Annotated in this window: 27 protein-coding genes, 1 tRNA gene and 1 pseudogene; 12 read left to right on the forward strand and 17 right to left on the reverse strand. The window is 70.8% G+C overall.

Going from position 1 to position 25,717, the window contains the following annotated elements; translation table 11 throughout:
* Window positions 1-408 precede the first annotated feature (408 nt).
* From AB0E24_RS39060 to AB0E24_RS39075, 4 genes are all read right to left on the reverse strand, one after another.
* The gene (locus AB0E24_RS39060; RefSeq protein ID WP_359384364.1) at window positions 409-1,371 is read right to left on the reverse strand and encodes a helix-turn-helix transcriptional regulator; all 963 of its coding nucleotides are present in this window, start codon (window positions 1,369-1,371) and stop codon (window positions 409-411) included.
* Between the two features lie 53 nt (window positions 1,372-1,424).
* The gene (locus AB0E24_RS39065) at window positions 1,425-2,219 is read right to left on the reverse strand and encodes a response regulator transcription factor (protein WP_069863812.1); all 795 of its coding nucleotides are present in this window, start codon (window positions 2,217-2,219) and stop codon (window positions 1,425-1,427) included.
* A 415-nt stretch (window positions 2,220-2,634) separates the two neighbouring features.
* Window positions 2,635-3,024: a hypothetical protein gene (locus AB0E24_RS39070; protein WP_069863810.1), complete on the reverse strand. Its 390-nt coding sequence runs from the start codon at window positions 3,022-3,024 to the stop codon at window positions 2,635-2,637.
* Between the two features lie 49 nt (window positions 3,025-3,073).
* A complete protein-coding gene (locus AB0E24_RS39075; protein ID WP_099013887.1) occupies window positions 3,074-3,475 on the reverse strand; it encodes an ATP-binding protein in 402 nt (133 codons plus the stop codon).
* A gap of 154 nt (window positions 3,476-3,629) precedes the next feature.
* Here AB0E24_RS39075 and AB0E24_RS39080 point away from each other — a divergent pair, with 154 nt between their 5' ends.
* Both AB0E24_RS39080 and AB0E24_RS39085 read left to right on the forward strand, forming a co-directional pair.
* The gene (locus tag AB0E24_RS39080; RefSeq protein ID WP_069863807.1) at window positions 3,630-4,514 is read left to right on the forward strand and encodes a helix-turn-helix domain-containing protein; all 885 of its coding nucleotides are present in this window, start codon (window positions 3,630-3,632) and stop codon (window positions 4,512-4,514) included.
* A gap of 17 nt (window positions 4,515-4,531) precedes the next feature.
* Entirely contained in the window at window positions 4,532-4,741 is a 210-nt protein-coding gene (locus AB0E24_RS39085; RefSeq protein WP_069863805.1) for a DUF397 domain-containing protein, read from the forward strand.
* A 52-nt stretch (window positions 4,742-4,793) separates the two neighbouring features.
* Here AB0E24_RS39085 and AB0E24_RS39090 read toward each other — a convergent pair whose 3' ends face one another.
* On the reverse strand, window positions 4,794-5,387 hold the full coding sequence (locus AB0E24_RS39090; RefSeq protein WP_069863803.1) for a lytic polysaccharide monooxygenase auxiliary activity family 9 protein: 594 nt from the start codon (window positions 5,385-5,387) through the stop codon (window positions 4,794-4,796).
* A gap of 161 nt (window positions 5,388-5,548) precedes the next feature.
* On the opposite strand from AB0E24_RS39090, the gene AB0E24_RS39095 reads away from it, so the two are divergent.
* The 4 genes from AB0E24_RS39095 to AB0E24_RS39110 all read left to right on the forward strand — a co-directional run bounded on the left by AB0E24_RS39095 (window position 5,549) and on the right by AB0E24_RS39110 (window position 7,336).
* Window positions 5,549-5,625, forward strand: a tRNA-Lys gene (locus tag AB0E24_RS39095).
* Window positions 5,626-5,737: 112 nt separating this feature from the next.
* Entirely contained in the window at window positions 5,738-6,298 is a 561-nt protein-coding gene (locus AB0E24_RS39100; RefSeq protein ID WP_359384368.1) for a PadR family transcriptional regulator, read from the forward strand.
* 183 nt (window positions 6,299-6,481) lie between these two features.
* Window positions 6,482-6,763, forward strand: coding sequence for a hypothetical protein (locus tag AB0E24_RS39105; protein WP_232639798.1), 282 nt, complete (start codon window positions 6,482-6,484; stop codon window positions 6,761-6,763).
* A gap of 108 nt (window positions 6,764-6,871) precedes the next feature.
* Window positions 6,872-7,336, forward strand: coding sequence for a hypothetical protein (locus AB0E24_RS39110; protein WP_359384371.1), 465 nt, complete (start codon window positions 6,872-6,874; stop codon window positions 7,334-7,336).
* Window positions 7,337-7,421: 85 nt separating this feature from the next.
* On the opposite strand, the gene AB0E24_RS39115 is transcribed toward AB0E24_RS39110, so the two are convergent.
* The gene (locus AB0E24_RS39115; RefSeq protein WP_069863794.1) at window positions 7,422-8,012 is read right to left on the reverse strand and encodes a choice-of-anchor C family protein; all 591 of its coding nucleotides are present in this window, start codon (window positions 8,010-8,012) and stop codon (window positions 7,422-7,424) included.
* 817 nt (window positions 8,013-8,829) lie between these two features.
* Here AB0E24_RS39115 and AB0E24_RS39120 point away from each other — a divergent pair.
* The 3 genes and pseudogenes from AB0E24_RS39120 (at window position 8,830) to glxA (ending at window position 11,805) form a co-directional block, all read left to right on the forward strand.
* Window positions 8,830-9,510: a FadR/GntR family transcriptional regulator gene (locus tag AB0E24_RS39120; RefSeq protein WP_069863792.1), complete on the forward strand. Its 681-nt coding sequence runs from the start codon at window positions 8,830-8,832 to the stop codon at window positions 9,508-9,510.
* Window positions 9,511-9,531: 21 nt separating this feature from the next.
* Window positions 9,532-9,852, forward strand: a pseudogene (locus tag AB0E24_RS39125) (glycosyl transferase); the annotation flags it as partial.
* 3 nt (window positions 9,853-9,855) lie between these two features.
* Window positions 9,856-11,805 carry a radical copper oxidase GlxA gene (gene glxA, locus AB0E24_RS39130; protein WP_359384374.1) on the forward strand — a complete coding sequence of 650 codons (1,950 nt, stop codon included), beginning with the start codon at window positions 9,856-9,858 and terminating at the stop codon, window positions 11,803-11,805.
* A gap of 60 nt (window positions 11,806-11,865) precedes the next feature.
* Here the strand turns inward: glxA and AB0E24_RS39135 are convergent, their stop codons facing one another.
* The 7 genes from AB0E24_RS39135 to AB0E24_RS39165 all read right to left on the reverse strand — a co-directional run bounded on the left by AB0E24_RS39135 (window position 11,866) and on the right by AB0E24_RS39165 (window position 18,331).
* The gene (locus AB0E24_RS39135) at window positions 11,866-12,552 is read right to left on the reverse strand and encodes a response regulator (protein ID WP_359384376.1); all 687 of its coding nucleotides are present in this window, start codon (window positions 12,550-12,552) and stop codon (window positions 11,866-11,868) included.
* Window positions 12,549-13,721 (reverse strand): sensor histidine kinase, encoded by a 1,173-nt coding sequence (locus AB0E24_RS39140; protein WP_102934800.1) that lies wholly within the window; start codon window positions 13,719-13,721, stop codon window positions 12,549-12,551. The genes AB0E24_RS39135 and AB0E24_RS39140 overlap by 4 nt, the downstream gene beginning before the upstream one ends.
* Before the next feature lie 137 nt (window positions 13,722-13,858).
* The gene (locus AB0E24_RS39145) at window positions 13,859-14,425 is read right to left on the reverse strand and encodes a hypothetical protein (RefSeq protein ID WP_359384379.1); all 567 of its coding nucleotides are present in this window, start codon (window positions 14,423-14,425) and stop codon (window positions 13,859-13,861) included.
* Between the two features lie 90 nt (window positions 14,426-14,515).
* Window positions 14,516-15,721 carry a glycoside hydrolase family 6 protein gene (locus AB0E24_RS39150; RefSeq protein WP_359384381.1) on the reverse strand — a complete coding sequence of 402 codons (1,206 nt, stop codon included), beginning with the start codon at window positions 15,719-15,721 and terminating at the stop codon, window positions 14,516-14,518.
* Window positions 15,722-16,053: 332 nt separating this feature from the next.
* A complete protein-coding gene (locus tag AB0E24_RS39155) occupies window positions 16,054-16,791 on the reverse strand; it encodes a class F sortase (RefSeq protein WP_490055008.1) in 738 nt (245 codons plus the stop codon).
* Window positions 16,792-16,796: 5 nt separating this feature from the next.
* Entirely contained in the window at window positions 16,797-17,387 is a 591-nt protein-coding gene (locus tag AB0E24_RS39160; RefSeq protein WP_079257815.1) for a hypothetical protein, read from the reverse strand.
* Between the two features lie 161 nt (window positions 17,388-17,548).
* Window positions 17,549-18,331 carry an HAD-IIA family hydrolase gene (locus AB0E24_RS39165; protein WP_069863778.1) on the reverse strand — a complete coding sequence of 261 codons (783 nt, stop codon included), beginning with the start codon at window positions 18,329-18,331 and terminating at the stop codon, window positions 17,549-17,551.
* Between the two features lie 210 nt (window positions 18,332-18,541).
* Here AB0E24_RS39165 and AB0E24_RS39170 point away from each other — a divergent pair, with 210 nt between their 5' ends.
* Window positions 18,542-18,730, forward strand: coding sequence for an antitoxin (locus AB0E24_RS39170; RefSeq protein ID WP_069863776.1), 189 nt, complete (start codon window positions 18,542-18,544; stop codon window positions 18,728-18,730).
* A gap of 66 nt (window positions 18,731-18,796) precedes the next feature.
* Here AB0E24_RS39170 and AB0E24_RS39175 read toward each other — a convergent pair whose 3' ends face one another.
* On the reverse strand, window positions 18,797-20,539 hold the full coding sequence (locus tag AB0E24_RS39175; protein WP_359384384.1) for a hypothetical protein: 1,743 nt from the start codon (window positions 20,537-20,539) through the stop codon (window positions 18,797-18,799).
* Window positions 20,540-20,658: 119 nt separating this feature from the next.
* The gene (locus AB0E24_RS39180) at window positions 20,659-21,744 is read right to left on the reverse strand and encodes an ROK family protein (RefSeq protein ID WP_435865373.1); all 1,086 of its coding nucleotides are present in this window, start codon (window positions 21,742-21,744) and stop codon (window positions 20,659-20,661) included.
* Window positions 21,745-22,193: 449 nt separating this feature from the next.
* On the opposite strand from AB0E24_RS39180, the gene AB0E24_RS39185 reads away from it, so the two are divergent.
* Both AB0E24_RS39185 and AB0E24_RS39190 read left to right on the forward strand, forming a co-directional pair.
* A complete protein-coding gene (locus AB0E24_RS39185; RefSeq protein ID WP_359384386.1) occupies window positions 22,194-23,297 on the forward strand; it encodes a Gfo/Idh/MocA family protein in 1,104 nt (367 codons plus the stop codon).
* Window positions 23,294-23,779, forward strand: a complete 486-nt coding sequence (locus AB0E24_RS39190; protein ID WP_069863768.1) for a heme-degrading domain-containing protein — start codon at window positions 23,294-23,296, stop codon at window positions 23,777-23,779. The genes AB0E24_RS39185 and AB0E24_RS39190 overlap by 4 nt, the downstream gene beginning before the upstream one ends.
* A gap of 63 nt (window positions 23,780-23,842) precedes the next feature.
* Here AB0E24_RS39190 and AB0E24_RS39195 read toward each other — a convergent pair whose 3' ends face one another.
* Window positions 23,843-24,703: a fumarylacetoacetate hydrolase family protein gene (locus tag AB0E24_RS39195; RefSeq protein WP_099013896.1), complete on the reverse strand. Its 861-nt coding sequence runs from the start codon at window positions 24,701-24,703 to the stop codon at window positions 23,843-23,845.
* Between the two features lie 182 nt (window positions 24,704-24,885).
* The gene (locus AB0E24_RS39200; RefSeq protein WP_359384389.1) at window positions 24,886-25,557 is read right to left on the reverse strand and encodes a YidC/Oxa1 family membrane protein insertase; all 672 of its coding nucleotides are present in this window, start codon (window positions 25,555-25,557) and stop codon (window positions 24,886-24,888) included.
* Between the last annotated feature and the right edge of the window lie 160 nt (window positions 25,558-25,717).

Below are 25,717 nucleotides of genomic sequence, written 5' to 3' on the forward strand. Positions count from 1 at the left end.
GATAGAACTCCGCAACGGCGCCGGTCCGGGTCACGATGTCCCAGACGACAAGCAGCGACAGCCCGAATACAAGCGGCGGCAGCACACCCCGGAACAGCGTTCTCCGCCGGTCGGCGAGGGCTCCACCGGATGCCGCCGCGGTCATTTTCCGACCGCCTTCGCTCCGCGGTCTCTCACCATTTCCGGCGTCGTCACCGGTCTTTCGCGCATGTCCCGGTCGGGGTGAATGCGGCGCCTCCGTACTCGGCCCGCCGTCCGCGCCCGCCGTGGCGGTCGCGCCCCTTCCGTGCCCTTCGGTCATCCCCAAATCCCCTTGCATTACCGGCTGTTGCCAGATCTCGGCACGCCCGCAGGCAACCTATCGCCAGCACGCTCCGGATCACAATGTCGATGGGGAAAACGAAATTATCATGTGGACGTATTTCCAAGGATGCCGAGCTCAGTGGCGCGCACCCCCGCCTGGAAACGGGAGTTGGCCTCCAGCAGCTCCAGGATCCCGGTGACATAGCGGCGGTACGTACGCACCGAGATCGCCAGATCGCGGGCGGCGGCCTCGTCGGTGACCCCGTCCCGCAGCCGGGCCAGCACCCGGCGCACCATTTCGGTACGGGCGCGATTGCCGAAGTCCAGCGGACGGGCGGCGGGCACCGCACCGCCCCAGATGGAGCGGAACATGCCGTACAGGGTGGCGACCACCACCGGGTCCTCGATGACCGAGGTCTGCCGTCCCTCCTCGGCCTCGGTGCACACCAGGGCGGCCCGGCCGTCGGCGATCACCGCCGTGGGCAGCGCCACCGCCGCGATCCGCACCTGCGCGGGGTGCGCGGCGCCGGACGCCCCTGCGGGCGAAACGGATGACGCGGGACCGGGGATGGGCCGTGGCACCGGCCCCGGCGACGCTCCGGCGGTGGCGCCGGATCCCGCCCCGGGCCCTGATCCGGATCCCGCCCCGGGCCCTGGTCCGGATCCCGCCCCGGGCCCTGGTCCGGATCCCGCCCCGGGCCCTGGTCCGGGTCCCGCTCCTGCCGCTGATCCAGGAGCCGATCTTCCGCGCAGCACCCGCACCCCGACCGGCTCGCCGAGGTCCTCCAGCAGTGCGCCGAGCGCGGCATGCGCCGGCGCCATCCGGGCCGAGCACTCGGGGAAGACGGCGTCCACGCTCCGCCCCGCCTGGCCGATCACCTCCTCGGCGGCGGCGAGGAACGCGGCGTCCTCCACCCCCACCTCGGTGAACCGCGCGTCCCGGGCCCGCCGGGCCCGGTGCTGGACCACCGTGGACTCAATGAGGTCCCGTACCTCCCGTAATGTCCCCTCCAGGGTGTCCACCGCGAGCGCGGCCTCCGGCCCCGGATCGCGTCCGCGGTCCATCATGTCGGCATTCCCGCACTTTCCGCCTCGTGACGTGGTCAAGGTCTCGAGCACCGTCAGTGACGGCTGGGCAGCAGTCCCAGTTCCACCGCCCGCACCCCCGCCTGGAAACGGGAGTTGGCCCCCAGCTCCCGCATGATCTCCGCCACGTACCGGCGATAGGTGCGCAGGGAGACCTGCATCGTGCGCGCCGCCACCTCATCGGTGTGGCCGGTGCGCAGGCACTCCAGGATCCGCCGCACGGAGTCCGGGCACAACCGCCCGCCCAGCCGTGGGTAGTCGGCGATCCCCACGGCGTTCCCCCAGGTCCCGGCGAACATCATCTCCAGGGCCCGCACCGTGGCGGGGTCTTCGACGAGCGACGCCTGCCCCGGACCCCGCCCCGGCTCCGACGGCCCCCGTCTGAGGTAGACCACCTCGCCGTCGATGAGCAGCGCCTCGGGTAACGCCGGCAGTCCGCCGTCGCTGATCCGGATCTCGCACCGCGGATCGGTGCGCGCCAGCGCCCGTACCGCGCTCGATTCCAGCACCCGCTCCTCGCACAACAGCCGTACGACCACGGCGCGCCGGGCTCCCCTGGCGGGGCGGGCGAGCGCGGCGCAGACGGCCCGCGTCTGCTCCTCGTTCCCCGGCAGCACCACGCTGACGGTCCGCTCGGCGCAGTCGACCAGCGTGTCGACGACCTCGGCGAGCGGCACCTTCCCCAGAGCCGTCCCCGCCCAGGAGTCCTGGGCCAGCTCCCTGCGGTGCCGGGTGACCGTCGACTCGATCAGATCACGGGCGGCCAGCAGCGCGTGCTCGACGTAGTCGATGGCGCCTGACGAGGGAGTCTCCGTGCTCTCCGTGCTCATGGGAGAAGGCTCGGACACCCTCACAAGACCAACCATGACTTCCCCTGCCGGGCGACAGTGACCTGGTTATGCGAATACCGGCCTGATTCTCGTCAATTCCTCTGCCCCGAAATGCGCGGGCAGCATTGTGCGAAATCCATGACGACACTAATTCGCACACAGCGACCACGTCAACGCGGGGCGTGAGGTAAAGAGTTGACAAAACCGCGTGCGGTAGCGCGCGCCATGCGGTGGCACCACCGATGCGCCGGGGGCGCATGTCCACAAGTTACCGGTGAGTGTGCCGCCCGGACGAGGCGGGGCTACGGACCGCAGCGATCCGGCCGGGTTCGGCGACGCGGAGTGGGGACCAGTGTCCGGTTGCTGCCAGCTCGCACCGGGTGCCCGCTCCCCCCGTCCGGGGGTGCCGCCGGCCTCAGCCGAAGTTGATCGGCCCGTGGAAGTCCCGTCCCTGGATGACCGGCCCGGTGATACGGGCGTCGCCCGAGACGCTGTTGTGCACGGTCCCGGCCGCCCCGGCCGGTTCGCCGTGCTCATGCATCCAGGCGGCCAGGTCACGGCCGAACTCCGGGTCCCGCCTGGCCCGTTCGACCAGCAGATCGGCCAACTGACGCAGCCGGTCGCCGTCGTCGTACGGAATCGCGACCGGCTCCGGCTCACCGGCCGGTTCGCCCTCGCCCCGCCGCAGCACCCTGCGGACCAGCGCGCCGAAGGACTCCAGGGCCCGCCGCCCGGCCTCGCCACCGGCGCCCGACGCCGCCGCGTTGACCGCCGTGACCAGCGCTCCCGCCGTCACCGGGTCCATGGCCCACCCCCTGCCCTCGACCGGAGCCCCACGCTACCGGCGCCGCCGCTCACGGTTCCACCTCTTCCGCGTGCAGGGTGAACCAGACCGTCTTGCCCGTCGGGGTGAGATCCGTGCCCCACGCATGGGCGGTCTTGCTCAGCAGGAACATCCCCCGGCCGCTCTCGGAGAGGAAGTCCGGCTCCTTGACGACGGGCAGCGCGGACTCGGTGTCGCCGACCGCCGCCTGGATCCCGTTCGGAAGGTTCTCCAGGGTGAGGACGCATTCGGGAGAGGCCGCGTGCTTATGGACGTTGGACAGCAGCTCGGTGACGCACATCCCCGCCGCGCTGATCAGCTCCTCACGCCCCCACAGCCGCAGCCGCGCCGCCACGGCACGGCGTACGTCCGCAAGGATCCGCGGATGGGCACGGAGGCGCAGTTCGTATCGCTGCGAGATGTTCTCAGCCATATGATCCGGGGCTCCTCCAAAGCACGGCGCGCTGCCGCGTCCCCTAGCGATCCTGGCCTATGGGACGTCCCACTCGCAATGTTTCGACCCAGTCGTACAAGACTGGCATATGCCGGGCTGGTAGGCGTAGTTGGCAATACGACAGACTGGCGACATGTCCTACCAGCCAGTGCCCACCGTTCGGCGCAGGCGCCTGGGGTCCACACTGCGACAGCTGCGCACCGAAGCGGGGATGACACTGGACGCGGCCGCCGAGGCGCTCAACGCGACCGCGAACGGATCGGCCGATGCCCGCCGCTGGACCGCGCCGAAGCTCTCCCGGATCGAGAACGCCAACGCCACGATCCGCACCACCGAAGTCGAAACCCTGCTGAGGGCCTATGCCGTCACCGACCCGGGCACCCGTATCGCCTTGGAGGGACTGGCCAAGGACGCGGGCAAACGCGGCTGGTGGCAGACCTATCGCGGTGTCGTCGCGCCCGCCTACGCCGACTACATCTCGCTGGAGAGCGACGCGGAGAGCGTCCGCGACTACGCCCCGCTGGTCGTCCCCGGTCTGCTCCAGACGGCCGACTACGCCCGCGAGACCATCGCGGCGAACGCCGTGGCCCGTACCGCCGCCGAGGTCGACGCCCTCGCCGAGGTGCGCCTGGCCCGCCAGGCCGTCCTCACCCGCTCCTGCCATCCGCTGCGGCTGTGGGCCGTCATCCACGAGGCCGCGCTGCGCCGCCGGTTCACCGGCCGGCCCGGCGTCATGGCCGCTCAGCTGCGACGACTGCTGGACGTGGCCGACTGGCCCACGGTCACGCTTCAGGTGATGCCGATCGACACGGCGCCCAATCCCGGGGACGCGGGCGCGTTCACACTCGTGGCCTTCCCGGGCCCGATGCCGGATGTGGTCACGCAGGAGAACCTGCTCGGCCCCTCGTACGTCGAAGGAGTCGACGACGTCACCGTCTTCGCCGACGCCTTCGGCCATATCGTGGACTGCGCGCTGTCCACGGATGCGACGAAGGCCCTCATCGCTGGTCTGGTATGAGAAAGAGGGCCCCACATATGAACACCTCTGCAATGACCGCGCATCGCCACCTCCACTGGCGCAAGTCCTCCTACTCCGTGGGCGAGGGCCAGTGCGTCGAGGTCGCCGCCACCGACGGCCGCGTCCGGCTGCGGGAGAGCGACGACCCCGGCACCGTTGTGACCACCGTGCCGGCGGTCCTGGCCGCCTTCGTCCGGAGCGCGAAGGCGGGTGCGCTGAACGTCTGACCGTGCCCCCTGAGGTGTGGTGCCGCCCGTGGACGGCACCACACCGGCGACGTCAGAACTGGACGTCGGAGCAGGCGTAGAAGGCGTTCGAGGTGTCCGCGATGGTCCACACGGCGAGGATCAGGTGTCTGCCGGTCTTACCGCTCGGGATGGTCCCCGAGTGGGAGAGCGTGGACGGCGGGCGCTGGCCGTTGTACGGAACGGTCAGGAAGGGCTGGGAATCCAGGCTCGCACGGGTGAGCTTCTGGCTGGGGTTCCAGCCGTTCTTGGTGATGTAGTACTTGAAGTCCGTGGTCGCGTGGGAGGCCGTGAACCGCCAGTTGAAGGTGTAGCTCTGCCCGGCGGTCAGCCTGGTCGTGGGCCAGCCGCCACCCCGCGGGTCGTCGAGCTGCGAGAACCGGCTGTTGCCGCCCGCGCAGATCGAACCGTCCGCGGGACCGCCCGCCGGGAAGCCCTTCGGGCCCTCGACGCTCTGGGGTTCCCACTGGATGTCGCCGCAGCCCGTCACCGTGCCGTTGGCGCACAGCTTCTGGCGGCTGATGGGCGAGTCGGTGTAGCCGTGGCTGGAGGCGCTGCCGCCGGTCGCGAGGACGGAGATCGCCGCGAGACCGATGCCGATGACGGCGGCGCTGATCTTCTTGCGCATGCTTCGCTCCTGAAGACGTGGGGAGTGCTTCGACGAGCCGTGCACGGCGGTCTAGACCAAGTTGAGAGTATCCAGGGGCAATAGTCATGTCCATACCAATGGCGTGGAGTTGAGACGGCCTGAGCACCCTCCGGGGTCGGGTAGGATTTGCACGTCAGCGGGCGCCGCTAGCTCAGTTGGTTAGAGCAGCTGACTCTTAATCAGCGGGTCCGGGGTTCGAGTCCCTGGCGGCGCACCAGTGCTTACGTCGCTGACCTGGGCGTCCTTGGTTTCCGAGGGCGCCCATCGGCGTTTGACGATCAAGGACCGCGGCCTCCGGTGGCCACGGATCGCCCCCGTAAGATGCGCTTATGTCTCTGTCGCACGCACTGCTGGGCCTCCTCGCCATCGAGCCCGCGAGCGGCTACGAACTGAGCAAGGAGTTCGAGCGCGACCTCGGGCGGTACGCCTGGCAGGCCGGCCACACCAGCGTCTACCCCGAGCTGATTCGATTGGCGGAGCAAGGGCTCGTCGAGGTGACGCATGAGGGCGCCCGCCGAAGCCGGACCTACGCGGTGACGGACAAGGGCCGCGAGGAGCTGAGGGAGTGGCTGCTCTCGCCATGGGGGCAGGGCGTGGTGCGCAACGAGCAGGTCCTGCGGCTGTTCCTGCTCGAAGCGCTGGAGCCGAACGAGACCGTCACCGCACTGCGCGGCGTCGTCGAACACGCCGAGGGGCGCATGTCCGAACTCCGCGCGCTCCGCGAGAAGCGGGACGTCGAGCCCCCGGAGGGCCTCGACGTCCTCGGACAGCTCGCCTCGGAGTACGGCCTGCGCCAGTACCAGGCCCTGCGCGACTGGGCGCTATGGGCCATCGAGCACGTCAACAAGCGCCAGGGGTCCACGGACAGCGGGTCGCCGCGCCAACGGTGACCCGCTGTCGCGCGAGCTCATCACCATGAGCCCCGCGGGCCGTCATCTCCAGCCGCCGAACCGGCGCGCCCGGCGCCGCTGTCCGCGGCCGCGTATGAGGTCCAGCCGATCGCCCTGACCCGGAGGACATCACACACGGGACGAGGACGAGCGCCTGCCCGAGCCGATTCGGATTGGCGGGCGATGAGGGCCGCCGCGACCGCCGCGGCGGCCAAGACCTCGAAGAAGCTCATACACTTCAACCTACATGTCAACTTCGACACGTCAAGGCTGGAGGAGGCGCTGATCGCCCAGTCGCTCCAGCAGGCGGTGGGTGTCGCGATCGTCTTCGGAAGCTCGGTGCCGGTGGCGATGGTCTCGCCCGACACGGCGGAGTACTGCTGGCTGCTGGCCGTTCCCGTGCGGTTCTGCCTCGCACGGCACCACACCAGAAGGCACAAGCACGCGGCGTGGACCGCTTCCTGACGGACCTTCACCGCCGTCGGGGCGCCCGCCCCTCTACTACATCTTCGAGAAGTACAACAGGATGACGCGGTGAGCGAAGCACCTTCATCCCCTTCATCCCCTTCATCGATGGCGGCCGATTCGGCTGGCGGACACGACTCGATCCTGCTGCTCTTCATCTGCCTGATCGGGGTCATCGTCATCTTCACCCTGATCGGCATGGTCGGCTCGGGCATCGCCAAGCGCACCGGCCGCCGGAAGACGCAGGACGAATGGCTCGGGGGAACCGCCCTGCTGTCCGTCTGCGCGACCGTCGCCCTGTACATATGGGGCGCGCTCCATGTGATGTTCATGGAGAACGACAACATGCGCGAGGAGTGCGCCAAGGCGGGCGGGGCGGTCAAGGCGGCCCAAGTCGACCGCTATGAGGCGCACTACTTTCCCCTTCGTTTCACCTGCCATATCGACGAGGGCGGGAGTTATGACGCCGCGGTCCCCGGATACATCAACCCCGCGATGACCATCGCCTTCGTCCTGGCCATCGCCACGGGCGCGGTATCCGTCGTGACCCGCGAGCGGCGCGTGGTCACCTGAGCGAAATTGCGCGGAGAACTGAGGAGAACCGCGGAAAACCGGGGAGCCCCCGGCGCGCGGGGGCGCCGGGGGCTCCCTTACGCGATCAGTCGCAGGAGGGACAGGGCGTGCAGGAGCTGACCCTGACGTCGTCGATGACCGGCCCGTAGGCGCCGCTGTTCGTGCTGGCGAACGCCAGCGTCGTGGAGGTGCCACGCGCCACGAAGGTCACCTCCCGGGTCACATAGCCCATGTTCGTCCACGTCTTGCCGGTGACGTCGAAGCTGAAGTCCTGGAAGGTCTGCCCGTCCACCAGCACCTTTCCGGTCCGCACGGCCGGGCCGCCACCCGGGTTGCCCGCCAGGGAGTACGTCACGGAGTACTTCTTGCCCGGCACCGTGGCGAAGGTCTGCGCCACGGTGCCGGCGCCCCCACCATTGAGGTCCACGGACTGGTTCCCCTCGGCCGCCTGCCAGAAGCCGTCCCCGATCAGGTCCACGTTTCCGGCCGTGACCTTCCACGGTCCGATGGACGCACCGGTCCCCAGGTTCACGAACGTGTTGGCCCCCACCGTGGGCGTCTCAAAGCTGCCGTCGTCGAAGCGGCTGACGGCGGCGGCCGTCGCGGTGCCGGCCCCCATACCGGCCAGCACGCCGGCGACGGCGAGCGATGCGACAAAGATGCGAATAGGCGACATGTTCCCCTCCAGTGCGACACATTCGGCAATGCACCGAATTGATGGCGCAGCAGAATCTTCCGCACCGGAGGGGCACACGCCAGGGCCCGGCCCCCGGCGCACCGTGGTGCGCCCGGGGTCGGCCGCCGCTGGTGCGCCGGTCGATCACACCGAGCCACGCTTCGGGGGGCGGGAGTGGTTTGGGGTGCTCCGTTCTGTCGGGTGCGGCGCCGTCTCGCGCCTTCGGCGCAATTGAGCAGCGGGGCAGGGGGTGGGGGGCGTGGGTTGCGTCGCCGGGCGCCGGGCTTGCCGGATGGGGGCCGCCGGTGGCGGCTACGGTCGCGCGTGGCAAAGGCCGTTGCCGGACTGCCGGACCCTGGCACCTGCCGCACTCGCCCCTGGGGTACCCCCTTCTCGAAACTGTTTGACAAATTAGTTGCTCCAGATCAAGCGTTTTTCGAAGGGGCACCCGGAGAGGCCGCCACGGGGCCCGGCGGCCCGCACTCCGGATCGGCCCCGGCCCCTGGACACGGAAGCCGCCACGGCACCGACCCCCACGGACCCGGCGGCCGGCGGCGAGGCCCCCGCCCCCACCCCCCGACCCCATGCTCAAAGCCACCTCGCCTCGGTAATCCGCACCCATACGCTCTCGCCAGGACCCCGGCGCTCCCCGATACCCCAGCGGCCCGCGAGCACCTCGACCAGAAGCAGGCCCCCGTAGCCTGGACGGCCTTCCCCCCACACGCACATCTGACCTGCTCGCACCCCCGCCGCTAAGCTGTTCGGATCGGAGGTGGCGGTGGCGGCGCACTCACATTCGCATTCCCATTCACGGGGGATGACGAACGACATCCAGGAACGCATCAAGCGGCTGATCGTCGACCAGCGGCTTCCCTCGGGCGCCCCGCTGCCCACCGAGACCGAGCTGATGGAGCTGCTCGGCGTGAGCCGCAACTCCGTACGGGAGGCGCTCAAGGCGCTTCAGGCGATGGGGATCGTGGAGATCCGGCACGGCTTCGGGACGTATGTCGGGCCCATGTCGATGGCGCCGATGATCGAGGGGCTGATCTTCCGTACCGTCGCCGGGCACTACCGGGGCGAGGACAGCCTGCTGGAGCTGCTGGAGCTGCGCGAGGCCGTGGAGACGGGGCTGATCGCGCGGCTGGCAGGGCGGATCCCGGAGGCGGATCTCGCCGAACTGGACGCGGTCGTCCGGCGGATGGAGGCGGAGGCCGCGGAGGGCTCGGTGCGGGCCGAGACGGACCGGGCGTTTCACGCCGCGCTCTACGGGAGCCTGGACAACACCCTGCTGAGCGAGGTGCTGGAGGCGTTCTGGGACGCCTTCCACCGGGTGCGCACCGACCTCGTGGACGTGCCCACCGACCCGAAGGTCACCTGCAAGCAGCACCGGGAGATCCTGGAGTCGGTGCGCTCGGGGGACGCCCTGCGGGCCGAAGAGGCGATCCGCGACCACTTCGGGAACATCCGCATCCGGCTGCGCTCGGCGCACCGCGACTGAGCGGATCGGCGGGAGACGCCGACTGGCGCAGTGCTGGCGGTCGGAGAGGGGCCGAACGCCTGGACGGGCTTCTTCACCCAGCAGCTGCGCTGGTCACGCGGGACCTACGAGACGATCGTCAAACAGCTCTGGAAGGCGCCGTTCTCGCTGCCGCCCGGCAGGCTCTTCAACTAGATCTTCGGCGGGTCGCTCGCCTCTTCCTCCTACTTCGGCCACAGTCATCCAGCGATGACCGTTTGGGCATCACTTGCCCTGGCTGTCACAGCCGCCCCGATCATCGCCTGGCGGTGGACCGTCCGCCAGGAGAAACGGAACACGCAGCCCGCCTTTGGGGGACGATAAGAAGTGAAGTACCGACCGACTCGCCGCACCCGCCGCTTCGGGATCGGTGCGGCTGCTGTGATCGTGCTGGCCGGGATGAACGGCCCGGCCCTCTACCGTTTCAGTTCGGACAAGTACCACGCCTACAAAATCAACCAACCGGAGTACAAGGCGGAGAACGGCCACTGGGATGTGGTCAATGTCCCCGACCAATACCGGATCAATACGATCCACGCGGCCCTGCTGCACACCGGAAAGGTGCTGCTGGTGGCCGGCTCCGGGAACAACGCCAAGAACTTCGCCGCCAAATCCTTCCGCAGCGTTCTATGGGATCCGGAGAAGAACAGCTTCACGAACATTCCGACCCCCAAGGACCTCTTCTGCTCCGGGCACAGCCAGCTCCCGGATGGAAAGCTGCTGGTCGCGGGCGGCACCCAGCGCTATGAGAAGCTCAAGGGCGATGTCGAGAAGGCGGGCGGACTGATGTTCGTCCACAACGAGAGCCCCGACAAGCCGAAAACCCTCCCCGCCGGGACCCGCTTCACGGGCAAGGAGAACGGCAAGACCTTCGAGTCCAAGGATCCGCTGCTCGTTCCGCGCGCCAAGAAGACCAAGAATCCCAAGACCGGGAAGGTCACCGTCACCGCGAGCACGGCGCGGGTCTATGTGGAGGCGCTGCGCAAGGGCAAGAAGTACCAGACCGGCACCGAGGACAATTACCGGATCGCCGGGCTGAAGGGCAAGGACCGGCAGAACTTCTACGGGATCGCGCAGAAGCTGTCGTTCGACAAGAAGGACTTCCAGGGCATCAAGCAGGCGTATGAATTCGACCCGGAGGGCGAGCGGTACATCCCGGTCGATCCGATGAACGAGGCCCGCTGGTACCCGACCCTGACCACCCTCAAGGACGGCAAGGTGCTCGCGGTCTCCGGACTGGACGAGATCGGCCAGGTGGTGCCGGGGAAGAACGAGATCTACGACCCCAAGACCAAGAAGTGGAAGTACCTGCCCAAGCAGCGCTTCTTCCCGACCTACCCCGCACTGTTCCTGACCGACAAGGGCCGGATCTTCTACACCGGCTCGAACGCCGGATACGGACCGGACGACAAGGGCCGCACCCCCGGCATCTGGGATCCGAAGAGCAACCGGTTCGACGTGGTCCCGGGCATCAGCGCCCCGGACGCCCTGGAGACGTCGATGTCCGTACTGCTGCCGCCCGCACAGGACCAGCGGTTCATGGTGCTGGGCGGGGGCGGGGTCGGCGAGGACCCCACGTCCACGGCGAAGACCCGGATCGTCGATCTGCACGCCGATAAGCCACGGTTCAAAAACGGTCCCGATCTATATGCGAAGGCACGCTATCCGAGCAGTGTGATCCTCCCGGATGACACCGTTCTGACCACGAACGGCTCGGGCGACTACCGGGGCCGCGGCGCCAGCAATGTGCTCAAGGCCGAGCTCTACACCCCGAGGACCAACACCTCGCGCGGCGTGGCCGACCCGCTGGTGGGCCGCAACTACCACTCGGGGGCGCTGCTCCTGCCGGACGGCCGGGTGATGACCTTCGGCTCGGACTCGCTCTTCGCCGACAAGGCCAACACCACACCGGGTGAGTTCCAGCAGCAGATCGACCTCTACACCCCGCCGTATCTCTTCCGCGACTCCCGTCCGAAGCTGGCCGGCGGCGCGCCCAAGACCGTCAAGCTCGGCGCCAAGACCACCTATCGGACCGCGCACGCATCGGCCATCACCAAGATGCGGCTGATCCGGCCCGGCTCCTTCACCCATGTGACCAATGTCGAGCAGCGGTCGATCGCACTTGACTTCACACGGACCAAGGACGGGGTGACGGTGACCCTCCCGAAGGACGCGTCGGTGGTGCCGCCGGGGTGGTACATGCTCAACGCGGTGGACGACCAGGGCACTCCGTCGAAGGCGGTGTGGGTGAAGGTGCCCGCGGCCGCGAAGAAGTGAGCACGGCGGCTGCCGGCGCCGACACCGCCGCCGGCAGCCGACAGCCGAGCCGTCCGAGGTCTACCGCTCGGGCGCGGTGAGCGCGTGCCGATGGGCGTAGACGATGGCCTGGGAGCGGTCGCGGCTGCCGGTCTTGGCGAAGATCTGGTTGATATGGGTTTTGACGGTGGATCTGCTGAGGTAGAGCTTGGCGGCGATCTCCGCGTTGGACAGACCCTGGGCGATCAGCGCGAGCACCTGCGCTTCGCGCCCGGTCAGCCCGTCGGGCAGGGTGTCGGCGGGCCCGGGCCCGGGCCCGGGCCCGGGGCCGGCGTCCTGGCGGCGGGCAGCGCGCATCACGCGAGCGGCGGCGGCGGGGTCGAGGATGGTGTGCCCCGCGGCAGCGGCGGCGATACCGCGGTGGATATCGGCGGCGGAGGCGTTCTTCGTCAGATAGCCGATGGCCCCGGCCTCGAGGGCGGCGAGGATGGAGTCGTCATCGGTGTAGGTGGTCAGCACCACCACGGCCGTCGACGGCAGCTGCTCGCGCAGTCGGCGGGTGGCCTCGATGCCGTCGGTCCCGGGCATGTGCAGATCCATGAGCACGACGTCGGCCTCGTGCTCGACGGCGAGGGCGACGGCCTCGGCACCGTCCTGGGCAGCGGCGGCGACCCGGATCCCGTCGAGCGCGCCGAGAATGGTGACCAGGCCGTCGCGGATCACCCGCTGGTCGTCGGCGACGATCACGGTGATCGGCGCGTCGCTCATCGAAGCCTCCGTCGGTAGGGGATACGGGCGGTGACCGTCCAGCCGCCGTCCTCGGACGGCCCGGTGGAGCACTGGCCGTCGGCCTGGAGGACGCGTTCGCGCATGCCCGCGAGGCCGAAGCCGCCGCCGCTTGTGTGCAGTGGGCCGGGTGCGCCGGGGTCCGGTGCGGCGTTGTGCACCGTCAAGGCCGCCTCCTCGGGGCCGTGGACGAGACGGACGGTCACGGGAGCCCCGGGGGCGTGTTTGGCGGCGTTGGTCAGCGCTTCCTGGGCCACGCGGTAGAGGGCGAGGGTGGCCTGGGCCTCGAGCCCCCGCACCTCCCCCGTGATCTTCAGATCGGCCCGGTGCAGTGTGCAGAGCCGTTCGAGCTGGGCGGGCAGCGGCGTGTTGTCCTCGCGCAGAGCGTGCACCGCCTGGCGCGCTTCCTCCAGACCCGAGCCGACGAGCTCGGTGCCGCGTCCGATCTGGGTGAGGAGCGGATCGGGTACGTCGGCCTTGCGCGCGAGGGTGTCGATCACGGTCAGCTGGATCGAGAGGGCGCCGAGGGTGTGGGCGAGCACATCGTGCAGGTCCCGGGCGAGCCGGTTGCGCTCGGCGGCGAGCTCGGCCTCCTGCCCGGCGAGCGCGGCGCGCCGCGTCTGGTAGGCGACCTCGGCGCTGTGCGCGGCACGCTGGGTGATCTCGCGGCGGCTCGCCCCGCCCACCAGGCCGATCAGAGCGGCGGTGCAGACCGCGAACAGCTGTCCGGGGAACTGGTGCTGGGCGAGCGCGGTGAGGGCGAAAACGGCCGGGCCGATCGCGGCGAGGGCGAGCGCGGTGGTGATACCGAAGGCCACACCGGCGCTGCCGGCCGCCACACCGGTGAAGATCAGGCCCTTGGCGTCGGCCACCCCGACCACCGCGCCACCGGCCGCCGTCACGGCGATGGCGGCGAGTGCGGTCCGGCCGGTGGCGACGGTGGCCAGAGCCAGCCATCCCGCGCCGGCCGCCGCCAGCGCGATCAGCGCGGCGGCGCCCGGGTGCGCGGGCAGCGAGTCGACCGTGATCCACAGCGAGATGGCAAGGCCGATGAGCGACACCGCGGAGCGGGCGCGCGGGTCGGGGAGGAGAGCGCTCACCCCGATCCCGGGTTGCTCCGGGGCCGGTCCGAATCGGCTGATGAGAGTCATTGGAGCGGGATTATCGCAGGCCCGTGTTCCGGCCCAAGCGGCCGGCGAGCTTCTTGACGGCCGTGGCGATCACGCCGATGAGCGAGATGATGATCATGGTGTTGTCTCCGATCCGCATGGGTTGGCGGTGGTGTGTGTCAGGCGTGGGCGGGAGCGATGCCGGCCTGGACCAGATGAGTGCGGGCGCGGGCCCACAGGCCGAGGCTGCGCACCAGGTCCATGGCGATCGCCAGCAGGATGAACGCGTTGGCCAAGGCGTCGGCGGACAACTGCTGGTCGACCAGGAAGCGGCCGAGGGCGGCGGGAAAGATGTGCTCGGAGCCGTAGGCGAAGCCGAGCCGGGCGAGGGTGACCGCGATCCAGACCGCCGCGTACCCGGCACCGGCGTGGCTGACCACGGCCGGTTTCGCGGGGGTGGTGGCGGTACGGAAGTGGCGGCGGCGCCAGGCCGGGTCGTGGCCGACCGACATCAGCAGCGGGCACACCGAGAACGCCCCGAGCAGTGCCCCGGTCAGCGCGCCCGCGCCCTGGAGGATCAGGTCGTTGCCGCCGGTCGGCACGGTGGTGAAGAAGAACGGGACGATGGCGGCCACGGCGATGACCGGACGTGCGAAGCGGAACCACCCGATCTTGCGGCGGCCCAGGTCGGATTCGAGAACCACGGTCAGGATGACCAGCTGAAGGATCACAATGTTCGCTGTCACGGCCCTTACTCTCGCCGCGCGGCGCCCATGTGCCATCGGCTCCCGGGCCGGTGCCGGGTGGAGATCCCGGCCAGGGGGTGGAGACCCGCCTCAACCCCCCTGAGCGGGTCGGGACCCGACACCAGGACTCTGACTCTTGCTGTCCTTATGCTCCTTACGGTCCTTACGGGCTTCACGGTCGGCACGGCCGACGTTACGGGCGAGATCGAGCGCGTACCGGGGCCACCACCGGCCCGCGGTGGGACCGCCCTTGCAGGTGCCGTCCGACTCGCCCGGCCGCTTGATCCACAGATAGGCGTCGACCGCCTTGTCCCCGGTGGCGACGGTCGGCGTCTCACCCAGCGCCCGGCCCTTCGGATTGCACCACGCTTGCGGGTCGTTCTTCCCCGGGGCCGGGCCATTGCCGTTACGGCTGGTGTCGATCACGAAGGGCTTGCCGCCGATCAGCGCGGACAGCCGCTTGCCGTACGCCCGGTTCTCCTGGGTGGTCTGGTAATTGGAGGTGTTCAGCGCGAAGCCGTCGGCCTTACGGATACCGGCCCGCTTCAGCGGCTCGACCATCCGCCGCGGGTCCTTGATCCAGCGGGGGTTTCCGGCGTCCAGATAGACCTTGGTGTGCGGCAGCCCCTTGAGCTTGTCCACAGCGCCGGTCAGCAAGTCGTACCGCTCCTCGAGGTACCGCTTGGGCGTACAGCCGTCCACCACATGCGGCAGCGCGTCCGGCTCCAGGATGACCGTCGTCCGACGGTCGCCGATCCCCCGGATCACCCTGTCCAGCCAGGTGCGATAGGCGTTGCCGTCGGCCGCGCCGCCCTTGGAGTACTGCCCGCAGTCGCGGTGCGGGATGTTGTAGAAGACGAGCAGCGAATCCCGGTTCACATGGTCCGCCGCCGCGGTGAACCCCCGCGCCTGCCCCTCCGGGTCGTCCACCCCGAGCCACTCCGCGACGGGCTGCTCCGCGATCTTCTGTATCAGCCTGGCCTCGCTGTCCGCCCCCTTCTTCCGATACGCCGCCACCTGCCGCGCCGCGCTGCCGTCCGGATTCACCCAGTAGGGAATCGTCGACTTGGGCCGCTGCTTCGGCTCCCCGGCGACGGAGGCATGATCGCTGTCCTCCTTGGAGGTCCCGAAGCAACCGGAGAGCACCACGCAGGAGAGCAGCACCCCGGCGGCGGAGAACGCGCGGATGCGAATGCGATTGCGATCGCGGGTGCGGGCGTGAGTACGGGTGCGGGCGTGAGTACGGTCGCGACCACGGGCAACGTCACGCGAACGGCCGGTATAACTGCCGTACATCCACTCCCCCTTGGGTGCACGCTCCGGGAACAGACGGTAATCCCCCGGCAGGACAAGACCGGTCGAATCAATCCTTACACACCGCCCCCAATCACCCTGCGCTCATCCACAACCCACCCAATTTTTCGCCCGTACGACACGGCAAGCCCCGCCCGGCAGCGGGGACCCCGCCCCGGGGCGGGGCCTGGGGCGGAGCCCCGAGCGGGGGCCGGTTGCGGAGCCCCGGTCTGGGTTCGGTTCGGGGCACCGCGCCGGGTGGGGTCTGGGGGCGCGGCCCCTGGTTTTGGGGAGGGGTGGGGGCTTGGCCTGGCGTGGGCGTCCGCCCTCGTCGGCTATCGCGCGTTGCGGCTGCCCGCCGAGACGCTGTGGGGGGAGCCCGTGGTGCCGGTCAGGTACGCCGAGACGACGACGTTCGCCGAATACGTCCGGGTCGAGCGGTTGAACTTCCCGCCACACGTGATCAGCCGCAGCTCCGCGCGGTCATGGGACCGCGACCCGTACACCCGCCGCGCGTCGAAGTGCTTCTCGGGCACCACCTCGACGTCCTCGACCGTGAACTCCGCCGTCGTACCGTCCGACCGCGCGACCCGTACCCGCTCCCCCCGCTTGAGGTCGCGCAGATCGTGGAAGACCGCCGGTTTGCTCTTGGTGTCCAGGTGGCCGACGAGCAGCGCGGCGCCCGGGGAGCCGGGCTCGGGGCCGGCGCGGTACCAGCCGACCGCGCCGGGGCTGCTGAACGGCGGGGGTTTCACCGCGCCGTCGCGGTCCAGACCGCTGGCGACGATGGGCGCCCGGACCCCAGCCGCCTCGATGACGACCCGCTTGGGCCGGGCGGACGTCAGCGGCGCGTGCGCCGGGGGCAGCGGATGGGCGGGCGGCCGACCGACCGCGGCCACGTCCCCGGTCGTCGGCGCCGGACCGCCCGTGCCCTCCGTGGTGTCACGGCCCCACATCCACAGGCCGAGCAGCAGCGCCGCCCAGGCCACTCCCATGGCCAGCCGTCCGAGGCCGGAGAAGCGATTGCCGTCCACGTTTCCGTCCATCCCGGTGTCCATATCCATGGCGTCCATGGCGATCAGCCCGCAGCACGGGAGGGGTGCCGGCGGCGGTGGACCGCCAGGCCGCCGACGGCCACGGCCGTACCGCCCGAGAGCACCAGGCCGTACGCCGCCGCGCCGCCGATGTCATCGCGTGCCCGCTCCTCCTCGCGCGCGGTGCCGCCGCCGCCCGCGCGGACGGGGGCGACGGGCGAGGGCGGGCGTTCCACGGCGATGGAAACCCCGTCCATGCCGCCCTTACGGTCCTCATCCGTTTCGCCCTCGCGCGTTCCGCCCCGGCGCGCGAGGCCGTCCGCGCAGTCCAGGGTGACCCGGTGCGCCCCCTTGGCCGCCGTCGAACGGATCGTCGCCTCGCTGAAGAGCGCGTCCCCCTCGGGCGTCAGCTCCGCGTCGTCCACGAACACCGGTGACGAGGCCGTGGCCGCCCTGTCGTCGGGGCAGCCGAAGGCCCAGACCTCGACCTCCGCGCCGGGCGCGAGGGCCTGCGGACTGATCCGGATCGTGGTGGTGACGGAGTGGCGCTGGTCGGCGAGGGCCGGAGCGGCGGCCGTCACCGCCGCGACGGCGGCACACGCTCCGACACAGAGGGTGAGTGCGACAATGCGCATAGTGAGAACCTCCCGATACCAAGAGGCTCACGCGCCCGGCAGGGGCCCGCATCCGCTGCGGGCGCCTACTGCGCCATACGGGGCACAGGGGTCACCGACGGCTCATCGACGACTCATTGACGACTCTTTGGCGGATCGCCGGCAGGCCGGTCACCGGCGGGTCAGGCGATGCGCTCCACGAGGTTCGCGATGGATTCGACGACCGTGGACGGGCGGTACGGATACCGGTCCACCTCGCCCGCCTTGGTCACCCCGGTGAGCACCAGGAAGGTCTCCATACCGGCCTCGAGCCCGGCCCGCACATCCGTGTCCATCCGGTCGCCGATCATCGCGCTGGACTCGGAGTGGGCGCCGATCGCGTTCAGCCCGGACCGCATCATCAGCGGATTGGGCTTGCCGACGAAATAGGGCCGCTGGCCGGTGGCCTTGGTGATCAGCGCGGCCACGGAGCCGGTGGCGGGCAGCGCACCCTCCGCGGAGGGCCCGATCTCATCGGGGTTGGTGGCGATGAACCGCGCACCGTCGTTGATCAGCCGGATGGCCTTGGTGAGCGCCTCGAAGCTGTACGTACGGGTCTCGCCGAGCACCACATAGTCCGGCTCGACATCCGTAAGGACGTAGCCGATGTCGTGCAGCGCGGTGGTCAGCCCCGCCTCACCGATGACATACGCGGTGCCGCCGGGCCGCTGCTCGTCCAGGAACTGGGCGCTGGCCAGCGCCGACGTCCAGATGTTGGCCACCGGGACGTCGAGCCCGATCCGGGACAGCCGGGCATGGAGGTCGCGCGGGGTGTAGATGGAGTTGTTGGTGAGCACCAGGAAGGGCGTGTCGGATTCGCGCAGCCGCTTGATGAAGGCGTCGGCACCGGGCACCGGTATGCCCTCGTGCATCAGCACACCGTCCATGTCGGTGAGCCATGACTCGATCGGCTTGCGCTCTGCCACTGGTTGCTCTCCGCTCGAAATCGGCCTCTGCGACGACCTTCAGCCTAACCGGGGAAAGCGCCGGTGAGACCGCCCTGTGTCCGGGCGCACGATCCGTTCGCCGTCCGTTCGCGCTCCGTCCCAGCGCGACAGATCCGCACAGCTGTCCGATCCTGAGGGAGGGGCGGACTCCGCCCTCCCTGGAACGAGCCGGACCGTAAGGAGGCCGCGATGGGCATGATGGACAAGCTCAAGGGCGCGATCAGCAAGAACCCGGACAAGGCTCGGCGGGGCGCTCGCAAGGGGGCCGAAACCGCGGACAAGAAGACGGGCGGCCAGTACTCGGAGCAGATCCAGTCCGGCTCGGACAAGGTCGACGACGAGCTGCGCCGCCGGGGCGAGGGGCCCCGGGGCCAGTAGCTCGAACAGTTCGGACAGCTCGGAAAACTCGGATACGGATACCCCGGACTCGAGGGCGTCGGGGCTTCAGGCCCCCGAGCGCCGGGACTTCACCACGAGGACGGTGCCGCAGGTCACGAGCGCGGCGCTGATGACGCCGAGCCCCGCGAACAGGGCGGTGTGACGGCCCGTCGCGGCGAGTTCGGGCATCCGCTCGCGCTCGTGCTCGCGGTCACCGCCCTCCTCGTGACGGCCGTCGCTCCCGGTGCCGGTGCCGGGATCGGTTTCGGTGCCCAGGTCGGATTCGGCGCTGGGGTCGGCCCCGGTGCCGAGATCCGTGTCGGTGCCGAGGTCGGTTTCGGTGCCCAGGTCGGTTTCGGTGCCCAGGTCGGTTTCGGTGCCCAGGTCCGTGTCGGCGCTGGGGTCCTCGGTGTCCGTGCCTAGCCCGGTGTCCGTGCCGAGGTCGGCGTCCGTGCCTGCGTCGGCACCGAGGTCGGTGCCCGTGTCCAGGCCCTCGTCGGTACCGGTGTCGGTACCCGTCCCGGTCTCGGTACCGGCATCGACGTCAGCGCCCACGTCCGAGTCCAGGCCAGTGTCGGTGTCCAGGCCCGTGTCGGTGTCGGTGTCGGTACCCGTGTCGCTGCCGGTGTCCGTGCCCGCGCCGAGGTCGGCGTCCATGTCCGTGTCGGTATCCGCGCCCAGCTCGGTATCGCTGCCGCTATCGGTGCCGGTACCAGTGCCGGTATCGGCATCAGCTCCGGTCCCCGTGTCCGTTTCGGCACTGGGATCGGTGTCGACGTCGGCCTCCGCGTCGACGTCGGCCTCCGCCTCCGTGTCGGCATCAACGTCGCTGTCGGCGCGGGGCGGTACCGCGGGCGGACGGCTCTCCTTATGGCTTGCGCCGGGGCTTCTGGTGCCATCGCTCGGCGAGGCGGAGGCGGAGGCGGAGGCAGAGGCAGAGGGCCGGGGCTTGTCGGGCGTACGCGTCGGAGTGGCCGTGGGGCTCTTGGAGCGGGTGGTCGGCGGCGGAGCGGGCTTTGTCTCCGCATCCCCTTCGGCAGCGGCTCCGGAATCACCGGCATCCGCCGTCTCCGTGCCCCTGCTCGTGCCCGTATCCGTGCCCGTATCCGTATCCGTATCCGTCCCCGCAACGCGGCCGGTGCGGGTAGCCGCCCTCGTACGCGTTCCGGGATCCGCGCTCGTACCGGCCCCGGTGCTCGTACCGGCCCCCGTGGCCGTCGCCGCGCCGCCGACGCGGAACTGGTAGTCGTTCGACTGCCCCACCCAGTCGCCGTCGTCCGCGCGCCGCTGTACGGCGATGGCGTTGGCCGTCACCGGCCCCTCGGGCGCGTCCGCGGTGAACCGCGTCCGCACCTGGACGTCGACGGTCTTGTGCGCGGGCACGGTGAAACCCTTGAAGTGGTCGTCGAAGACCCCGATGTTCTCGTCCTCGTCCGTCGTCTCGAAGGAGACGGTCCGCCAAGTGGCGCCGCCCTCCGCGTACGGGTCGAGGAACTCGAATCCGATATGGCGGGGCCGCAGTTCATGGGCCTGGTCGACCAGGACCGCGATGGGGTGGATGGCGCGGCAGCCGGTATCCGTGGCGTTGCGCAGTTCGAGGTGCCAGCCGCGCCAGCCGCCGCCCCGGGCGTACTGGTCCGGCCCGTCGCGCAGATGGGCTTCGATCGGGAAGTCGGTGGCGTTCCGGTCCCCGCAGGTGGCGGGCTGGGCCCCGGCGGCGTACGCCGGAACCCCGTAGAGGGCCGGGGCGAACGCGAGCGCGGCCGCCGGAAGGACTGCTCGTAGGGACAGTGCGGTGGGCAAGCGCATGAGTGAACCTCTGCTGTGCTGCGGTTTTCCCCGAGCACTCCGCTACATTCCGCGTCCGCACGCCGACACACCGCACAAGGCCCGGATTGCCCCCGACTGGCCCTCACGATCCCCCTCGATCAGCCCAGTGCGAACAGCGGTGCGAGCACCAGGCGGGCGGCGCCCTCCACGACGGCCCGCCCGCCCCGCTCCACGACGTCCACGGGCACCGTGGGACGGCTGGCGCGGGCGGAGTCCTCGGCGATCAGCGCGGCCACCCCGCGTACGTAGGGCTCGGGATCGGCCAGCACCACCCGGCCGCCCAGGAGCACCCGGTCGATGTCGAGGAGCCGTACGAGGTTGGCGGCGCCGATGCCGAGCAGCCGCGCGGCGTCCTTACGGTCGCCACGCGCGACGGCGGCGAGGCACAGCGCCTCCAGGCAGCCGTGGTTGCCGCAGCCACAGGGCGGCCCGTCGAGCTGGATCACCTGATGCCCGAACTCCCCCGCGTCGGTCCGCGCCCCCCGGTAGACGTCCCCTCCGAGCACCAGACCGGCGCCCAGGCCGGTGCCCAGATGGAGGTACGCGGCCGACTCGGTGGTCCCGGCGGTCGCCAGGCCGAGCGCCGCGGCGTTGGTGTCCTTGTCGAGGACGACGGGCAGGGCGAGCCGCTCGGCGAGCGCGTCGCGCAGCGGGAAGCCGTCCCACTGGGGGAAGCCGGTGACGCGGTGCAGCACGCCAGAGCCGTGGTCGAGCGGTCCGGGCGCGGCGACGCCGACGCCGAGCAGCCCGCCGCCGCCCGCGGGCCCGGCGGTTCCGGCGGTTCCGGCGGTACCGGTGGTTCCGGTGGTTCCGGCGCTTTCCGGGTCTCCGGCACCGCCGCCCGCCCTACCGCCGGTCCCGCCCGCGGCCGCGGCCGCGGCCGCGCCGCCCGTCGCACGCCCGGTCCCGGCCGTGCCCGCACCACCGGTCCCGCCACCCGCGGCACCACCGTTCCCGCCGCCGACCGACCCTGCGGTACCCGCGTCCACGGCGCCGCCGGTCACGCCGTCCACCGCGCCGCCGTTCCCACCGCCCGCCAGGCCACCAGCCACACCGCCCGCCGGGCCACCGGTCACACCGTCCGCCGCACCGCCGGCCCCGCCGCCCGCCGCGCCCCCACTCTCCGTACCACCCGCCCCCGCATCCGCGAGGAGCGCCCTGACCTCGGCGGTGGCGGCCGCCATCGCCTCGTCCGCCGCCGCGCCGAAGTCGAAGGGTGCCGTACGGGCGGCAACCGGTGTGCCCGCGAGGTCGACCAGGACCGCCGTCAGCTCATCGCGGTCGAGGTGCAGCCCGATCGCATGGCGGGCGCCCGGGACCAGGCGGAGCGCGGTGGGCGGTTTGCCGCCGGTCGAGGCGCGCTGACCGGCCTCCGCCGCCAGCCCCTCCGCTCTCAGCCGCGCTGTGATCTTGCTGACGGCCTGGGGGGTGAGGCCGGTGCGCCCGGCCAGCTCCAGACGGCTGACTCCATCCTCGCCCGCGTCACGCAGCAGACGCAGGACGAGTGCGGCGTTATGGCTGCGCAGGGCGGACAAATTGGCTCCGGGCCCGGCCGCCCCCGACATCGTGCTGTTCACCCATCCATTGTGGCTCCCGCTTGAACTTTCGCAACAGCGTTGCCAAAGTGAACCACATGGATGCCACGCATGACAGCAGCACCACCGTCCGAGTGGGACTGATCGGCTATGGCCTGGCCGGATCCGTCTTCCACGCCCCCTTGATCGCGGCCACCGAGGGGCTGACCCTCGACACCATCGTCACCTCCAGCCCGGAGCGGCAGCAGCAGGCCCGCGCCGAATTCCCCGACGTCCGCCTCGTCGACTCCGCCTATGAGCTGTGGGGCCGGGCGGATGAGCTGGATCTGATCGTCATCGCCTCCCCGAACCGCTCCCATGTCCCGCTCGCCCGTGCCGCCCTGGAGGCGGGGCTGCCGACCGTCGTGGACAAGCCGCTGGCCGCGACCGCGGCCGAGGCCGAGGAGCTGGCCGCGCTCGCCGAATCCCGCGGGCTGCTGCTGAGCGTCTTCCAGAACCGGCGCTGGGACAATGACTTCCGCACCCTCCGCAAGCTGCTCGCCGAGGGCGCGCTCGGCGAGGTGCAGCGCTTCGAGTCCCGCTTCGAGCGGTGGCGGCCGCAGCTCAAGGGCGGCTGGCGGGAGTCCGGCGACCCGGCCGAGATCGGCGGGCTGCTGTACGACCTGGGCAGCCATCTGGTCGACCAGGCGCTCACCCTCTTCGGCCCCGTCGAATCCGTCTACGCCGAGGCCGATGTGCGCCGCCCCGAGGCGCGGACCGACGACGACACCTTCATCGCCCTCACCCACACCGGCGGGGTCCGCTCCCATCTGTGGATGAGCGCGACCACCGCCCAGCTCGGTCCGCGCTTCCGGGTGCTGGGCAGCGAGTCGGGCTATGTGAAGTACGGCCTCGACCCGCAGGAGGCCGCCCTGCGCGACGGGCTGCGCCCCGGCGACCCGTCCGCCGAATGGGGCGCAGAGCCGGAGGGCGACTGGGGCCGGCTGGGCGCGGGAGAGTCCCCGCTGACCGGCGGCGGAACCCCGGTGCCGACCCTCCAGGGCGACTACCCCGCGTACTACGCGGGCATCGCCGCCGCCCTGCGCGACGGCACCCCGCCGCCGGTCACCGCCGCCGAGGCCGCGGCCGCGCTGCATGTGCTGGAGGCGGCCCGGCTGTCGGCCGCCGAGCGCCGTACCGTCCGGATCGAGGTCCCGGCATGAGCGAGCACACCGACTACACCGAGCTGATCGGCCGTCTGGAGGAGCAGGAGCGCCGGCTGCGCCTGCCCCGCTTCGGCAACGACGACGCCTGGCGCCTGGGCTGCCTCATCGCCGATCTGGCCCAGGAGCGCGGCGCCGCCGTCACCATCGGCATCCACCGGGCCGGTCAGCGCCTGTTCCACCGCGCCCTGCCGGGCACCTCGCCGGACAACGACGCCTGGCTGGAGCGCAAGTGCCGGGTCGTGGAGCGCTACGGGGCCAGCTCGTACCTCGTCGGCACCCGCTTCCACGCCAAGGGCACCAGTTTCGAGGAGTCCTCCCGGCTCGACCCCGACCGGTACGCCGCGCACGGCGGCGCCTTCCCCGTCCATGTGACGGGCACGGGCGTCATCGGGGCGGTCGCGGTCTCGGGGCTGCCACAGGCCGAGGACCACGCGCTGGTGGTGGAGGCACTGGAGCGCTATCTGCCGACGACGGCCTGACAGCGCACGTGCGAAGGGGCGGCCCCGGCGGGGCCGCCCCTCATCCACGCATCGCACCCGACATCAGGCGTCCTTGAACTCCTGGCGCTGGCGGCCCAGTCCATCGATCTCGAGCTCGACGACATCGCCGGCTCGGAGGTACGGCTTGGGCTCGGGGCGGCCCATGGCCACGCCCGCCGGGGTGCCGGTGTTGATGACATCGCCGGGGTAGAGGGTCATGAACTGGCTGAGGTAGCGGACCACCTCGGCCACTCCGAAGATCTGGTCCGCCGTGCTGCCGCTCTGCTCGAGCTCGCCGTTGACCCAGAGGCGCAGGTCCAGGGCCTGCGGGTCGGGGACCTCATCGGCGGTCACCAGCCAGGGGCCCAGGGGGTTGAACGTCTCGCAGTTCTTGCCCTTGTCCCACTGGCCCCCGCGCTCGATCTGGAAGGCGCGCTCGGAGACGTCGTGGGCGATCGCATAGCCCGCGACCGAGGCGAGGGCGTCCTCGTGGGAGTCGAGGTAGCGGGCGGTGCGGCCGATGACGATGGCGAGCTCGACCTCCCAGTCGGTCTTCACGCTGCCACGCGGCACGAGAACCGTGTCATCGGGGCCGACGACCGTGTCCGGGGCCTTCATGAAGACGATGGGCTCTTCGGGGATGGCGGCACCGGTCTCGGCGGCGTGGCCGTGGTAGTTCAGCCCGATGCACACGATCTTGCCGATACGGCCGAGCGGCGGGCCGATCCGGATCCCGCCGTCCTCGATCGCGGGCAGCGCGTCGTCGGCTGCGGCCGCCTCGCGCACCCGCGCGAGAGCGGCCTCATCGGCGAGCAGGGCGCCGTCGATGTCCGGGACCAGGGCGGACAGATCGCGCAGGGTGCCGTTCTGATCGAGCAGCGCGGGGCGTTCGGCGCCCACCGGTCCGACTCGCAGCAGTTTCATCCCAAGACTCCCGAGATCACACGCCGGTGCGAGGCGCCTACCGGCTGATCGATCCTCTCTTCAGGGAGATCCAGCCCGCAAGAGCTCGTTCACGGACTGGGACGTCGAAGAGAACGGCTTCACGGGCACCGCCATAGGGCGCCGCCCTGAGCTGCCGCCTGCGTCGCCGCTGGCCGCCGTCATCAGCGGTGCAGCAGCGCCCGTTCCACCGCCGTCCAGGTCGCGCTGGTCGCCAGGTAGAGCGCCGCGGCCAGCGGGACCACGGCGGCGGTGACGAGAGTGCCGAACGAGAGCAGCGGCAGCGCCCGCGCCACTCCGGGCGCCCCGGGGACGGTCGCCTTACGGGCGCGGAGATACGTCCAGGTCGCCACGGCCGCGATCAGCGCGAAGAGCCCGAGGTAGACCAGGCCCGGCCCACCGCTGAGCACCCCGCCCCACCGGGCGCCGAGCGGAGCCCCGGCGAGCGTGTGGTCGAGGAGGTCCCCGGCACCGCTGCCGGTGGAGAACACGTGGTACATCACAAAGAAGAACGGAAGCTGGGCGAGGGTGGGCAGACAGCCCGCCAGCGATGACGCGCCCTCCTTCGCCTGGAGTTCCGCCATGGCGCGCCGCATCCGCTCGGGGTCGCCCTGGTGCTTGCGGCTCAGCTCCGTGATCTTCGGCGCGAGCGTGGCCCGCGCCTTCTCGCCGCGCACCGCGGCACGGGCGAGGGGATGCAACGCGGCGCGGACGCACAGCGTGAAGACAACGATGGCGGCCGCCGCCGCGGACGCGCCGAAGAGCGGGTCCAGGCCGTCGGCCATGGTGGTCAACAGGGTGCCGAGAGAAGAGAAAAGGGAGGAGAAAAGGGACATGGGAGCCCTCCGCGGGTCTCGTCGTACCGGAGTCGCCGGAGCTACCGGAGTTGTTGAAGTAGCCGGAGCTACCCGAGTCACCGGAGTTGCCGGAGTGAGAAAGACATCGGCGTGACGAGCCGCGTGGCACGGCGGTACGAGGAAGGACGTACGAGGAGGT

The sequence above is a fragment of the Streptomyces malaysiensis subsp. malaysiensis genome (assembly GCF_040653035.1).
Classification (GTDB): Bacteria; Actinomycetota; Actinomycetes; order Streptomycetales; family Streptomycetaceae; genus Streptomyces; species Streptomyces malaysiensis.